The 14,223-nt window shown below is 51.7% G+C and carries 11 protein-coding genes; 2 read left to right on the top strand and 9 right to left on the bottom strand.

Annotation, left to right across the window (positions count from 1 at the left end; genetic code table 11):
• Positions 1–4 precede the first annotated feature (4 nt).
• The 3 genes from OSH01_RS13990 to guaA form a co-directional block, all read right to left on the bottom strand.
• A complete protein-coding gene (locus tag OSH01_RS13990) occupies positions 5–226 on the bottom strand; it encodes a helix-turn-helix transcriptional regulator (RefSeq protein WP_001179606.1) in 222 nt (73 codons plus the stop codon).
• Positions 227–372: 146 nt separating this feature from the next.
• Positions 373–1,575 (bottom strand): tyrosine-type recombinase/integrase, encoded by a 1,203-nt coding sequence (locus tag OSH01_RS13985; protein WP_266124744.1) that lies wholly within the window; start codon positions 1,573–1,575, stop codon positions 373–375.
• Between the two features lie 304 nt (positions 1,576–1,879).
• On the bottom strand, positions 1,880–3,466 hold the full coding sequence (gene guaA / locus OSH01_RS13980) for a glutamine-hydrolyzing GMP synthase (protein ID WP_266124743.1): 1,587 nt from the start codon (positions 3,464–3,466) through the stop codon (positions 1,880–1,882).
• 175 nt (positions 3,467–3,641) lie between these two features.
• On the opposite strand from guaA, the gene OSH01_RS13975 reads away from it, so the two are divergent.
• Complete coding sequence (locus OSH01_RS13975) at positions 3,642–4,493, top strand: alpha/beta fold hydrolase (protein ID WP_266124742.1); 852 nt, start codon at positions 3,642–3,644, stop codon at positions 4,491–4,493.
• A 30-nt stretch (positions 4,494–4,523) separates the two neighbouring features.
• Here the strand turns inward: OSH01_RS13975 and OSH01_RS13970 are convergent, their stop codons facing one another.
• Positions 4,524–4,898, bottom strand: a complete 375-nt coding sequence (locus OSH01_RS13970; protein WP_266124741.1) for a hypothetical protein — start codon at positions 4,896–4,898, stop codon at positions 4,524–4,526.
• Between the two features lie 238 nt (positions 4,899–5,136).
• Between OSH01_RS13970 and OSH01_RS13965 the strand changes: the two genes are divergently transcribed.
• Positions 5,137–6,264, top strand: a complete 1,128-nt coding sequence (locus OSH01_RS13965) for a metallophosphoesterase (RefSeq protein ID WP_266124740.1) — start codon at positions 5,137–5,139, stop codon at positions 6,262–6,264.
• 106 nt (positions 6,265–6,370) lie between these two features.
• Here the strand turns inward: OSH01_RS13965 and guaB are convergent, their stop codons facing one another.
• The 5 genes from guaB to OSH01_RS13940 all read right to left on the bottom strand — a co-directional run.
• On the bottom strand, positions 6,371–7,831 hold the full coding sequence (guaB, locus tag OSH01_RS13960; RefSeq protein WP_266124739.1) for an IMP dehydrogenase: 1,461 nt from the start codon (positions 7,829–7,831) through the stop codon (positions 6,371–6,373).
• A 42-nt stretch (positions 7,832–7,873) separates the two neighbouring features.
• A complete protein-coding gene (gene purL, locus OSH01_RS13955) occupies positions 7,874–11,932 on the bottom strand; it encodes a phosphoribosylformylglycinamidine synthase (protein WP_266124738.1) in 4,059 nt (1,352 codons plus the stop codon).
• 82 nt (positions 11,933–12,014) lie between these two features.
• Positions 12,015–12,605: a transcription elongation factor GreB gene (greB, locus tag OSH01_RS13950; protein WP_266124737.1), complete on the bottom strand. Its 591-nt coding sequence runs from the start codon at positions 12,603–12,605 to the stop codon at positions 12,015–12,017.
• Between the two features lie 13 nt (positions 12,606–12,618).
• The gene (locus OSH01_RS13945) at positions 12,619–13,458 is read right to left on the bottom strand and encodes a PHP domain-containing protein (RefSeq protein ID WP_266124736.1); all 840 of its coding nucleotides are present in this window, start codon (positions 13,456–13,458) and stop codon (positions 12,619–12,621) included.
• The coding region (locus tag OSH01_RS13940; protein ID WP_266124735.1) for an alpha/beta fold hydrolase at positions 13,455–14,223 on the bottom strand (769 nt) is incomplete at its 5' end. The genes OSH01_RS13945 and OSH01_RS13940, both read right to left, overlap by 4 nt.

The following is a 14,223-nucleotide window of genomic DNA, read 5'->3' as shown; positions in this document are numbered from 1 at the left end:
ATAACTAGCCCTCTATAGGGCCAGGTCGCGCAGCTTGATCACCCGATGATTTACGTGCCTCAATCCACTCTTCGACCTCTGACAAATCCCAAGCGACATTTCTACTGGTTAGCGCGATACGGCGTGGAAAATCCCCTCGCTGCTCCAGGTTATAAATTGTTCGTGTCGAAAGCGGAATCATCTCCAGGAGCTTCTTCCTGTTGATGAGGGTCTTGATATTTTGCATAGGTCAATACCTCTCAAATGAATATTTGCTATTCATCGAGTAGCTGCGCGAAGCAGCTAATCGGTAATTGACCTGCCGATGCCAATGGCGGCCTTATTTATAAATTCATGGCATCAACTTCAATGCTATCAAAGATAGCAAAAACATCAACCCTTACTGCCTCCCGAAGTCCACTCATCAATCATATCGGCCCAATCCTGCAACATCGCCGCACGCTGCTCGCGGTACTCAGCCTTGTTGTAGACCGCCCTCACGCCCTTCTGCTCGTGCGCCAGGCACTTCTCAATCCAATCGGTGTTGTAGCCGGCCTCATGCAACAGCGTGCTGGCTGTGCGCCGCAAATCATGCGGTCCGAACTTGGTAAGTGACTTCCCATCTTTCTGCGCCGCCTTGTACGTCAGCGTCAGCACCTGGTTAAGTGTGGCAGCGCTCATCGGCGCATCCGAGTCGTACCGTGATGGCAAAACGAAGTCGGAACCACCGGCAAAGGTTTTCAGGGCAATGAAAATATCCAGAGCCTGCTGGGACAGAAATACCAGGTGCGGGTTACGGCGTTTCATCCGCTCCTTTGGAATCGTCCACAACGCTTCGCTAAAATTGATCTCGCTCCAGGTCGCATTGGTCAACTCGCTTTTGCGCACCATGGTCAGCAATAACAGCTTGGCCGCCGCACGGTTTGTTGGGCTTGTGCCCACTCGCTCCATGTACTGATACATCAGCGCGATTTCTTCTGGCGTCAACGCTCGGTCACGTGGCTCAAATCGAGCGATGCTTGTTGGGCGCACCAGTTCTGCCGGGTTTTCGACCTTCTGCCCACGTTCTATGGCCCAGCGAAATACCTGCAACACAATTTCACGCACATGAACGGCGGTTGCCGGTGCGCCTCGCTCAACAATGGCATCAGTCAGCGCCCGCAAGTCTTCGTGAGTGATCTCCACCAGCTTCTGATTGCTGAATTTCGGCTTCAGCTCACGCTCATAGACCGAACGGCGCATATCGCGGGTGGAGTCGGCCATCTGGTAGCCACGCAGCCACTTTTCCGCCCAGGCACCGAACGTCTCTGCATCTTTGACCCGCGCCTTGTCTCGGGCTTTCTCCTTGGCCGGCGACTTGCCCGCCGCAATCATCTTCTTGGCGTCACCCAACTGCTCTCGGGCTTCGGCCAGGGTGATGCCACCGACGCCATAGCGACCAAAGGTGATGGTCTCCTGCCGTCCGTTGATTGAGTAGTTGTAACGGAACGAGATGGAGCCGGCTGGAGTCACGGCCACATAGAGACCTTCTCGGTCATTCACCTTGTAGAGTTTGTCCCTGGGCTTGAGATTTCGCAGCTTGGTATCGGTCAGCATGTAGTGTGTCCCTCTTCATTCTCGATACCATGCTGAAAATCGCCAAATTTTTATCGTTTTCTCTATACGAAACAATAGCTTATAAAAATTCGATACCATGAACACATAAAAAAATGCAGCATGGTATCGGCATCAGTCATGGCATCATCAACGGATAGTACCAGCTTTAATGCCATGCTCAAACGGTGCTTGGCGCTTCCTCCAGTTGCCAGATCGTGCCAGACACAAATACAAAAAAGCCCGCAATTACGCGGGCTTAGCGGCTTTTTATGCCTTCAGATGCCTGACCGTGCCAGACGCGGGATCATTCCCACTCAATCGTCGCAGGCGGTTTGCTGGATACGTCGTAGGTAACACGGTTGATGCCGCGGACTTCGTTGATGATGCGGCCGGAGACGCGTTTGAGTAGGGAGTAAGGAAGCTCGGCCCAGTCGGCGGTCATGAAGTCGGTGGTTTGGACAGCGCGTAAGGCGACGACGTAGTCGTAGGTGCGACCATCACCCATGACGCCTACCGATTTAACAGGTAGGAATACGGTGAAAGCTTGGGAGGTCAGGTCGTACCAAGACTTACCGGTTTCGGGGTCTATGGTGTTGTTCAACTCTTCGATAAAGATGGCATCTGCGCGACGTAATAGGTCGGCATATTCGCGTTTGACTTCGCCCAAAATACGTACACCTAGACCTGGGCCTGGGAAGGGGTGTCGATAGACCATACCGTGTGGCAAGCCTAGCGCTACACCTAGTTTGCGCACTTCGTCTTTGAATAACTCACGTAAAGGCTCTAGCAATTGCAGATTCAGCGTTTCTGGCAAACCACCTACGTTGTGGTGAGATTTAATCGCAACCGCTTTACCTGTTTTAGACGCCGCGGATTCGATTACATCAGGGTAAATAGTGCCCTGAGCTAACCAACGCGCATCTTTCAGTTTACCGGCTTCTACTTGGAAGACTTCGACGAATTCTTTACCAATGATTTTACGCTTTGCTTCGGGGTCGCTAACACCTTGCAATTTACCCAAAAACTGATCGGACGCATCAATATGAATAACCTTAACGCCTAAATTATTCGCAAAGGTATTCATCACTTGTTCGGCTTCATTCAAACGCAATAAGCCGTGGTCGACAAAGACGCAAGTAAGCTGGTCGCCGATGGCACGATGAATCAGTGCAGCGGCCACAGAGGAGTCAACCCCACCGGACAGACCAAGAATAACGTGGTCGTCGCCCACTTGCTCGCGGATACGTGCTACGGCTTCATCGATATAGTCGGGCATATTCCAATCGCCACCGCAACCGCAAATATCGAGCACAAAGCGATTCAGCAAGGCCTGCCCTTGCAAGGTATGGGTTACTTCAGGATGAAATTGCACGGCATAGAAACCACGTTCTTCGTCAGCCATACCGGCGATAGGACAAGAACTGGTCGAGGCCATCAATGTAAAGCCAGCGGGTAACTCGGTAACCTTATCACCATGGCTCATCCAGACTTTCAGCATGCCATGGCCTTCAGGGGTGGAGAAGTCCTGAATATCATTTAACAAACGCGTATGGCCATGGGCCCGCACTTCGGCATAGCCAAACTCGCGCTGATCGGAGAACTCGACCTTGCCACCTAGCTGCAGTGCCATGGCTTGCATGCCATAACAAATACCAAGCACAGGCACACCTGCTGAAAACACCGCGGCAGGGACTTTTAACGATTCCTCCGCATAGGCCGAGGCATGGCTGCCGGATAAGATTATCCCTTTTAAGCCTGTTTGCTCAGCCAGGAACTGCTCGCTTACATCGCCAGGATGGATCTCACAATATACACCGGCCTCGCGCACGCGTCGGGCAATAAGTTGGGTGACTTGTGAGCCATAATCAAGGATCAAAATACGCTGGTGCATGGAGATGTTTTGCCTAAATAGGGTAAAGAATAAAGACTACCATTTTACCCCGTGTCGACCATCTTAGGAAACCTTAGCGCTGAGTTCACCGCCCTTAGACTTATTTACCCCATTGCACTGGTGTTAGCACGCATCAACCAGTAAAGTAGAGAGGATCATTTCGGAGCTTTTAACTATGTCTACTCGGAAGAAAGAATACCCTGAAGATACGTCTTCTATCGATACCGCCAGCCAACACTACAGTACCAGCACTAAGCACCGCACGCTGGCGGGCATGCAATTTGATTGCGCACAGCAAGAATCACAGGATTCTCTAGTGTTTGTACTGGTTCACGGCGCTTGGCACGGCGGCTGGTGCTGGAAACAAGTAGCTGCTCTGCTAAGGGCTCAAGGTCACACTGTCTACACCCCTACCCTAACTGGTCTAGGTGAGCGTAGCCACCTACTTAGCGCTGATATCACCTTAGATACTTTTATTGATGATGTTGCCAACCTTATACGGTGGGAGCAGTTGTGCAACGTGGTATTAGTGGGTCACAGCTTTGCTGGTCTCGTAATTAGTGGGGTCGCTGATGCCTTGCCCAAGCAATTGCGCCAACTTATTTACCTAGATGCGTTTATTTTACCGAACGGTCTTAGTACGTTTGACACTTTACCTGCTCCAACCGTAGAGAAAATGCGGCAATTAGCTAGTCAATATAACGTACCCGCTATGCCGGCCCCCCCAGCACATGCTCTAGGCCTTAGTGCCGAGTCTGATATTGAGTTTGTGGCTGGCCGCCTGACGCCACAGCCTCTTAGTGTTTATGAGTCGGCCCTTAATCTGCAAAACTCTCACATAGGCAATCACTTACCCTGCACCTATATTTCTTGCACCGCCCCGGCGTTCAAAGGTGTCGATGCCTCACGCCAATGGGCGGCCGAACAAAAGAACTGGGATACGCAGGAATTGGCGTGTGGGCATATGGCCATGATTAGTGCCCCTGAAGCCTTAAGCAAACTGCTTATTGAACTCAGTAGCGATTAAACCGCCGATTCCTGCGTTACGCCACACTTTTTATTGGGCGTACTGGGCTCTGGCGTCTGCTAGGCAAGCATCTTCCGCATCTCCGGACAAGGCTTCGCATTTTTCTTTAGCAAGTTTGTAATCGGCTTCACGCTTGTCAGCAGTCGCCTCCTCTCTTGCTTCGGCTTCCTTCTTAGCTTGTTTAGCATCCGCCTTGGCGCCCTCGCGCTGCGCTTTTGCTTCTTGCTTGCAGACGTCCTTATCGGAGCCGTCTAAGGCATCGCAACGTTCAATGGCTTGATCATAGTTACTTTGGATCATGCGCTTATCTTGTGCTTGCATAGCATAAGCTGAACTTAACCCCATGCTAGCTACCAAAAAGGAACTCATTACAATGCCGCGGAGTACTGTAGGCACGGTTTTCATACACTTCTCCTTATTAACGCAAAAAAGTCTATTTCATGCTAGCGATGTAGTGCGCCATGTGTGCGTATAAGCCTTGCAAGATTTTGCAGAGTGTTTCTCACCTTGCTGATAAACCAGCATACGACGTGCTTGCTTACATCTTTTATCCCTAAAACAGGCCTAGGGTCAGTTACCCCAATGTGTACAATCACCCAGAAACCTGAGTCAGCTCCGCGCTGACTACCTTGCGGATGTTACTGTGATTCAATTACTTTCTTTATTATTAGCCCTTTATGTAGCTTGGCGTTTAGTTGCGCGCTTGGGCTTACCGAAGTACGGGGTTTACTTGCTCAGCTTCTTACTTGTCGCTGTCAGCCAATACCATCGGGTGCTTGCTCTGTTCTGGGGTAGCCGAGCCTCACCAGAGGTGCCAGGAGTGATCTTAATGCTACTGGGGGGCTTGCTAGGCGTTATTATCATTTCAGCCTGCCTACTGTTTGTGTTGGACAGTGTGGGAGGAATCGCTTGGCTGATTCATCAACGCAGCGGCCGCTATTTTTTACAAGCCAGGGGACCTAGACTTGCTATCGGAATCATCGCCCTAACGCTCTCGCCTATTGCTGTAGGCCAAGCAGTCAAAGTTCCTGACATTCAGACGATTGAGGTGCATATTCCTGGCTTAGCCTCGGAATTTGACGGATTCCGTTTGGTACAACTTACCGATCTGCACGCAAGCCGTTTACTACAAGCGGACTGGATGGATGCGGTGGTCAATAAAACCAATGCGCTGTCTCCGGATATGATTGTCATCACCGGCGATCTTGCTGATGGTACGGTTTCCGACCGCTTAGCGGATATCGCTCCGCTAGCACACTTACATGCCAAATACGGCGTGTATGCAGTGGTTGGTAACCATGAATACTATACGAACTATCAATCTTGGCTGCAGCACTTTAGCCAAATCGGTATACAGCTCTTATTAAATGAACATCGCCTTATTAGTAAAGGACACGGTACCCTAGCGCTTGCGGGCATTACCGACACCGTATCGTCTAAACATAGCCAAGCGACACCCGATATCAAGGCGGCACTAAAGGGCGTGCCTAGCGGAATACCGATTATTGCACTGAGCCATCGCCCTAGCGAAGCCGCGACCAATGCTGCCGCCGGCGTAAACCTACAACTATCCGGACACACGCACGGAGGGCAAATTCTAGGATTACACAAAGTGGTAGAAAAAGCGAATGGGGGCTTTATTGCTGGTATGTACCAGGTAGAGGGCATGCTGCTATACGTCAGCACCGGCACTGGCCTATGGGCCGGCTTTCCCTTGCGCTTAGGCGTTCCGGCGGAAATTACTGAAATCATCTTACGCCCAGCACACTAACTATCGGCTATGGCTATCCTGCCGTAGTGATATAAAAAAGCCTCAGATTCAAAGTGAACTGAGGCTTTTTAACCCAATACGCCGTTTGACTTTACACTACACGAACTTAGTCAGCGCGATAGTTGGGCGCTTCTTTAGTGATTTGCACATCGTGTACATGGGATTCACGTACACCGGCAGCCGTAATTTCCACGAACTCCGCTTTTTCATGTAGCTCGTCTATGGTGGCACAACCGCAGTAACCCATTGAAGCGCGTATGCCACCTACTAATTGATAAATGATGGCTAACACACTGCCTTTATAAGGAACACGGCCTTCAATACCTTCAGGAACCAGTTTTTCGGCATTACTGCCTGGTTCTTGGAAGTAACGGTCGGCAGAACCTTCCACCATGGCACCCAAACTACCCATACCACGGTAGGACTTGTATGAGCGACCTTGGAACAAGACCACTTCGCCAGGCGCTTCTTCTGTGCCTGCGAACATGCCACCCATCATGCAGGCAGAAGCCCCAGCAGCTAAGGCTTTAGCCACGTCGCCTGAAAAACGAATGCCACCGTCAGCAATTAATGGAATACCTGTGCCTTTCAATGCCTCGGCGACATCGGCTACGGCGTAGATTTGTGGCACGCCCACCCCGGCTACGATACGGGTGGTGCAAATAGAGCCTGGGCCTATACCTACCTTAACGCCGTCCGCCCCAGCGTCAGCCAAAGCACGCGCAGCCGCCGCCGTAGCAATATTGCCACCAATAACTTGAATGCGGGGGTAGTTTTTCTTCACCCAACGTACACGTTCGAGAACACCTTTTGAGTGACCATGAGCCGTATCCACCACAATCACGTCAACACCAGCATTGGCTAGTTTTTCGACTCGCTCCTCGGTGCCATCACCGACACCCACAGCAGCGCCAACGCGCAATTGGCCAAAAGCATCTTTACAAGCCAGCGGGTGTTCCGTGTTTTTGACGATATCCTTTACCGTCGCCAGGCCACGCAACTGGAACTGATCATTCACAATCAGAACACGCTCTAAACGGTGCTGATGCATGAGGGACTGTGCTTCTTCCAGCGTCGCGCCCTCGCTCATGGTGACGAGGCGATCTTGAGGCGTCATGATGTCGCGCAGCGGGACATCTAGGCGCTCTTCGAAGCGCAAGTCACGATTGGTGACAATACCGACCAATTTGCCGGCCTCGACAACGGGCAGACCAGAAATACCATGCTGTCGTTGTAATGCAATTGCATCACGCACTTTCATGGTGGGGGTAACGGTAATAGGATCAATGACGATACCGAACTCGTGACGCTTAACGCGTGAAACTTCACGCGCTTGAGCGTCGGCACTAAGGTTCTTATGGATAATTCCTATCCCACCCTCTTGCGCCATCGCAATCGCCAGACGCGCTTCGGTAACGGTGTCCATGGCGGCGGACACCAGAGGGATATTTAGCGAGATATCACGCGTAAAACGTGTGACTAGCGAGGTATCGCGAGGAAGGATCTCGGAATAAGCGGGAACCAACAACACATCGTCGAAGGTTAAGGCTTTCTTGATGAGACGCATGTTTTAATACTCCGTCCAAAAATGGATTATACGCATAAGTCTTTAACCAATCCAGACCCTAGCGTTACGGAACATACGCATCCATGGTGTAAAACCGCCGTTTTCTTGCTGCTGACCTTGATCTTGAGCATGCCATTTTTCAGGAGCCCAAGACATCATGACATTACGTGTAACGCGCTCTGGGTGCGGCATCATGACTGTAAAACGGCCATCGGCGGTGGTAACTCCAGTAAGGCCATTGGGGCTGCCATTCGGGTTCAAAGGATAGCGCTCTGTACGTTGGCCGTTGTGGTCAACAAAATACACTGCTCCTGCCACTTGGCTAGCATCCCCCTGACGAGCGAAATTAGCAAAACCCTCGCCGTGTGCAACGGCGACTGGCAGGCGGGAGCCAGCCATGCCCTGCAAGAAAATAGAAGGCGATTGAGCAATCTCCACCGACGAAAAACGTGCCTCGTATTTTTCAGAGACGTTGCGAGTGAAGCGCGGCCAGTAATCGGCACCTGGAATCATAGGAGCCAAGGCCGCCATCATTTGGCAACCATTACAAATACCCAAGGCAAAGCTGTTGTCGCGACCAAAGAACGCCGCAAACTGATCCGCTAGGAGACTGTTAAAGCGAATCGTTTTTGCCCAACCTTCACCAGCACCTAAAACATCACCGTAGCTAAATCCGCCTACAGCAACCAAGCCTTGCATGGTTTCTAAAGAGACCCGACCACTTAATAGATCAGTCATGTGCACGTCTACGGCCTCAAAACCTGCCGTATCAAATGCCCAGGCCATTTCCACCTGACTATTGCACCCTTGCTCGCGCAAGATGGCGACACGCGGACGAACCCCTGTAGCAATAAACGGTGCCGCAATATCCTCTTGTGGATTAAAGTCTACCGACGGAGAAATACCGGGATCTTGCACATCATCCCAGAGATCAAACTCGGCCTGAGCAGTAGCAGGGTTATCACGTAAGGTCATGATACGACGACTGACCTCGCTCCACTCTTTGGCCAGCTCTACGCGACTCGCTTGGTAAATACAGGCTCCATCGCGATACAACTCGATTAAATCTGTTTTATTAGGGCTGCCTATTACGTGAGAATTCGCGGAAAGCCCAACTTCACGCAGTTTCTGCATGACGACATCGCGTTGCGCTAACGGCACTTGAATCACTGCACCCGCCTCTTCGTTAAACAAGGCTTGTAAGGTGGCCTCGTCACGCTGTACGGACACCTGCTCTGGTCGAATTTTATAATCGCCCCAGTCGGCAGTGTAGGGATCCACGGTAAGCATATCGAGGTTAATCGACACGCCTGTGCGCCCAGCAAAGGCCATTTCAGCCACAGTGGCCAACAAGCCACCGTCTGACCTATCGTGATAAGCCAATAACAGGCCTTGCGCTTGCAACTGGCGCACGATAGTAAAGAAAGCCAGTAGGCTTTGGGCATCTTGCATATCAGGTACGGTTTCCCCTACCTGATTAAAGGCATGTGCCAGCACAGAAGCACCCATGCGTTTTTGCCCCAGGCCCAGATCAATCAAAATTAGGGCGGTATCGCCTTGATCAGTGCGCAACTGTGGAGTCAGGGTACGTCGCACATCGCCCACTTGAGCAAAAGCGGTCACGATCAGGGATACGGGAGAAATCACATTACGCGCCTCGCCCTTGTGGTCCCAGCCTGTACGCATGGATAGAGAATCTTTACCTACCGGAATGGATAAACCCAATTCCTGACACCACACGCTGACCGCTTGCACTGTGTCGTACAAGGCGGCATCTTGACCATCGGTGCCACACGCAGCCATCCAGTTGGCCGACAGTTTGACATCCTTCATGTCTCGCACATCGCTGGCCACCAAATTGGTCAGCGCTTCGGTAATTGCCATACGACCTGAGGCAGCAGCATTAATCACCGCGCTAGGTGTGCGTTCGCCCATAGACATGGCTTCCCCACGCACGGACTCAAAGTCAGCCAAGGTGACCGCGCAGTCAGCCACGGGCACTTGCCATGGCCCCACTAATTGGTCACGGCTACATAGACCACCGACGGAGCGATCACCAATGGTGATTAAGAAATTTTTACTGGCCACAGTAGGATGACGCAAAACCCGACGAATAGCTTCGTCTAGCTTAATCACCGTTAAATCTAGGGGCTCTTGCACGCCAGGCAAGCGCTGTACATCGCGCTCCATACGCGGTGCTTTACCTAAAATGACATCCATAGGTACATCAACGGGCCGCTCAGCCACAGGCTTAGGTGCGTAATGGGCATCAATGCCCGGCAAGCCTTCACCAAAGGTGACACGTAAATGCCGTTCTTCTGTGGCCACCCCTACTACCGCGAAGGGACAACGCTCGCGCTCGGCAATACGGCGAAAGCGTGGTAGATCTTCGGCTAAGATAGCCAATACATAACGCTCTTGGGATTCATTGGACCAGATCTCTGCGGGCGACAGACCCGATTCTTCCAGCGGCACACGTTGCAACTCAAAAATAGCACCACGCTCTGCATCGTTCACTAACTCTGGAAAGGCGTTTGACAAACCACCTGCACCCACGTCGTGAATAGCAATGATCGGATTGTTATCTCCTTGTTGCCAGCAGCGGTCGATCACCTCTTGGGCGCGGCGCTCCATTTCAGGGTTATCACGTTGGACGGAGTCAAAGTCCAGTTCTACACGGTTTACCCCGACGCTCATACTAGAAGCAGCGCCCCCCCCCATACCAATGCGCATACCGGGGCCACCCAGTTGAATCAGCAAGGCGCCTACCGGCAAGGGATCTTTATGGGTAAGGCGATCATCGATATAGCCCAAACCACCCGCAATCATGATGGGCTTGTGATAACCCCAGCGTTGTTCGCCAGCAGTTTGCTCGTAGGTACGAAAATAACCCAATAAGTTAGGGCGGCCAAACTCGTTATTAAATGCCGCGCCACCTAGAGGGCCTTCAATCATGATGTCTAATGGACTTGCTATGCGATCAGGAGAACCATGGGAGTCGTTTTCCCACGGCTCGGGGTATTGATCAAAACGCAGATTAGAAACGGTAAACCCTGTTAAACCAGCTTTAGGTTTAGAACCACGACCGGTTGCGCCCTCGTCGCGAATTTCTCCGCCGGCACCCGTAGAGGCGCCAGGGAAAGGAGCTATCGCCGTAGGGTGATTATGCGTTTCCACTTTCATCAGTGTATGCACTATAGCCGAGTGACGCTGATACACAGGACCATCTTCGGCATCACTATGCCCAGCATGAAAGAGAGTTGCCTGCCCACCTTGCATAATCGCCGCGTTATCGGCATAGGCAACAACAGTACGCTCGGGTTGGGCGTTATGTGTATCGCGAATCATGCCAAATAGGGTTTTACCTTGAGGCTGACCGTCGATCACCCACTGCGCATTAAAAATTTTATGACGACAATGCTCACTATTGGCCTGAGCAAACATCATTAACTCTACATCGTGCGGATTGCGCTGCAAGCGATCAAACGCCTCGTAGAGGTAATCGATTTCGTCATCCGACAAGGCCAAGCCCATATTGACGTTAGCTTGCTCTAGGGCTGCCCGCCCTCCTGCCATGGTATCCACCACGGCCATAGGCTTACCCGGCAACTCGACGAACAAAGCCTGACCATCAAAATCGGCATCGACCACGGTTTCAGTCATGCAATCATGGAAGATATCAGCGATTTGACCCAGTTGGCTTTGCTCAAACGATTTAGCACCCAATAAGCCACGTTGCGGCGTAATAATATAACGTACGCCACGCTCAATGCGCCGCACATCCGCTAAACCGCAATTTTGCGCAATATCAGTTGCCTTACTTGCCCATGGAGAAATAGTGCCCAAACGTGGGACAACGCGCAACACCAAATCGCCTTTGGCTTCTTGGATGGAAGCCCGGGGCATGCCATCGTCGAGTAACTGTGATAGTTGCTGCTGACCCTCATCGGTCAGGCCACCCTCTGCTGTCCAAACATAATATTCGTGCAAAGCGCGTATATCAGCGACGGGGAGTTGCAACTGTGCCAGACGCTCGAGCAAGCGCTCGCGACGGAACGAGGACAAAATGGAGGACCCAGAATAATACAGAATGTGGCTCACGGTTTGACTGTAGGCTAAAGTAAAAGAAATAGGAATAGCGGCATTTTACCTGTAAGCAGGCCCAAGGGTGCCGTATTGTGACTTAAATAGGACTACTACCATCAGGATCTGCTGGCGGCGCGGGTTCTGGGTAGCTCACTTCCAACACATCGAGCTCGTCAATACCGGCAGGTGTACGCAAAACAACCGTATCTCCCTCGTGGGACTTTATCAATGCGCGTGCTACCGGGGAAACCCAACTAATTTTTCCTTGTAATGGCTCCGCTTCGTCTACCCCCACGATCGTGACCCGGAACTCCTCTCCGACCTTATCGCTATACAGCACGGTGGCACCAAAAAAAACTTGATCTTTATTGGGCTGTAAGCCTGGGTCAACCACCTCGGCCAGCTCTAAACGCTTGGTCAAGAACCTGATACGCCGATCAATTTCACGCAAGCGTTTTTTACCGTATAAGTAATCCCCATTTTCAGAGCGATCGCCGTTAGAAGCGGCCCAAGAGACTACCTGCACCATATCGGGGCGCTCTTTGTTGAGCAGGTGTACTAATTCAGCGCGCAAACTACGATAGCCTTGCACGGTCATATAGTTTTTCGTACCTGCAGGCAATGCGGGGATCTCGGGGAAATCATCATCCTCTTGATGATCATTTTCTTTAACAAATGCTTTACTCATTCTTTTTTTACCTTTACCACCAATCTTTCCAAATGGGCGTTAGGCCCTCGGGTAAGGGAGGCAAGTGTCCTAGGTCTATCTGACCCTCGCTAGGGCCATGAAAGTCGGAACCACAAGACACTAAAAAGCCATAATGCTTAGCTACTTTAGCGTAGGTTTTGTAGTCTTCAAGCGTATGGCTGCCGGTCAGCACTTCTATCCCTACCCCGCCTAGTTCTTTAAAATATTCGAATAAGGATTGGAATTGCAGCGCAGTATATTTATAACGTCCCGGATGAGCGATCACCGCCACGCCACCCGCTGCACGTATCCAGCTTACGGCTTGCTCTAGGGTAGCCCACTGCATAGGTACGCTAGCTGGCTTACCATCCGCGAGCCAGCGGTTAAACGCTTGCTGTATGTGCTCGCAATAGCCCGCCTGAACCAGATAACGCGCGAAGTGAGTACGGCTTAACATGGCGGGGTTAGCGGCAAACTTAAGTGCCCCCTCGTAGGCTCCCTCGACCCCTTGCTCGGCTAAAGCCTCTGCAATACGATGGGCACGCGCTAAGCGACCGGTACGTAGTTGGTCAAGATTATCACGTAATGCGGGATGTTCCGCATCAAAGTTCAAGCCCACAATATGTACCGTGATCCCAGCCCACGTGGTGGATATTTCCACACCATTAATAAACCGCATGCCTAAGTCTTCGGCCGTAGACCGCGCACTGGGTATACCGCTTAGCTCATCATGATCGGTGAGTGCCCACATTTGCACACCATTTTCATAGGCGCGAGTCGCCACCTGCTCAGGCAACAACACACCGTCTGAGCGCGTCGAGTGGCAATGTAAATCTACTTTTAAATACGTCATGATCGCTCCAGCAAAAATTGCTCAACTAACGCTAGCTCAGTCTCTCGGAGCAGGCTAGGAGCATGCCCTATACCGGGTAGTTCGTGGGCCTGGGCGTCGGGATGACGCCCTAGCATCTGTTGCACTTGCGGCGCACTCAACACATCAGATCGCCCCCCGCGCAAAATCAGAACTGGTGCGGGCCAACGTTCATAGCCTTCCCACAATAAAGCTTGAGCCTGAGCCAGATCGCTCTGTGCCTGTTGTGTAAACGACTGGGTCAAACGATTATCAAAGTGACGACGCCAACGTCCATCATGCTCCACATATTGATAACGCGTCAGCGCGTCCCAGCTTTCAGCGTCCAACAAGCCTAAGTGTTCAGAGCTTGACTGCACATAAGCAAGCGCTTGCTGATAGGTTTCGAACTCTTGCTCTTGCACAAGCACCTGTGCAATACGTTGAACCCCTCCCAAGCTTAAACTTGGGCCTACATCATTTAAAACCAACTTACCGAAAGAAAATGCGGCTTGTGGCGGAAGCCCACTTCCATTTATGGGGCGCGTACGCTCAGAGTTTAGTAATATTGCCCGCATGCCTAAGGCGATCAGCCCTCCCATGGAGGTGCCTACCCAATGGAGTTGCCTAGGCTGCAAACGTGCTAGTAACACCAGCATGTCCGCAACATACTGAATCACCGTATAAGACCCGGGATCTGCCAACCAGTCGGAACGGCCGCGGCCAGCAACATCGGGCGCCACGACACGATAATAAGGGGCCAAGCGG

It is taken from the genome of Alcaligenes endophyticus (genome assembly GCF_026344035.1).
GTDB lineage: Bacteria > Pseudomonadota > Gammaproteobacteria > Burkholderiales > Burkholderiaceae_B > Alcaligenes > Alcaligenes endophyticus.
Note: the sequence above shows the minus strand (reverse complement) of the source record. Positions and strands in the feature narration are given on the sequence as shown.

What these genes read in the sequence shown, in the direction of transcription:
- OSH01_RS13990 (WP_001179606.1), bottom strand. Translation starts at nt 226, where the DNA reads ATGCAAAATATCAAGACCCTCATCAACAGGAAGAAGCTCCTGGAGATG.
- OSH01_RS13985 (WP_266124744.1), bottom strand. Translation starts at nt 1,575, where the DNA reads ATGCTGACCGATACCAAGCTGCGAAATCTCAAGCCCAGGGACAAACTC.
- guaA (WP_266124743.1), bottom strand. Translation starts at nt 3,466, where the DNA reads ATGCACCAGCGTATTTTGATCCTTGATTATGGCTCACAAGTCACCCAA.
- OSH01_RS13975 (WP_266124742.1), top strand. Translation starts at nt 3,642, where the DNA reads ATGTCTACTCGGAAGAAAGAATACCCTGAAGATACGTCTTCTATCGAT.
- OSH01_RS13970 (WP_266124741.1), bottom strand. Translation starts at nt 4,898, where the DNA reads ATGAAAACCGTGCCTACAGTACTCCGCGGCATTGTAATGAGTTCCTTT.
- guaB (WP_266124739.1), bottom strand. Translation starts at nt 7,831, where the DNA reads ATGCGTCTCATCAAGAAAGCCTTAACCTTCGACGATGTGTTGTTGGTT.
- greB (WP_266124737.1), bottom strand. Translation starts at nt 12,605, where the DNA reads ATGAGTAAAGCATTTGTTAAAGAAAATGATCATCAAGAGGATGATGAT.
- OSH01_RS13945 (WP_266124736.1), bottom strand. Translation starts at nt 13,458, where the DNA reads ATGACGTATTTAAAAGTAGATTTACATTGCCACTCGACGCGCTCAGAC.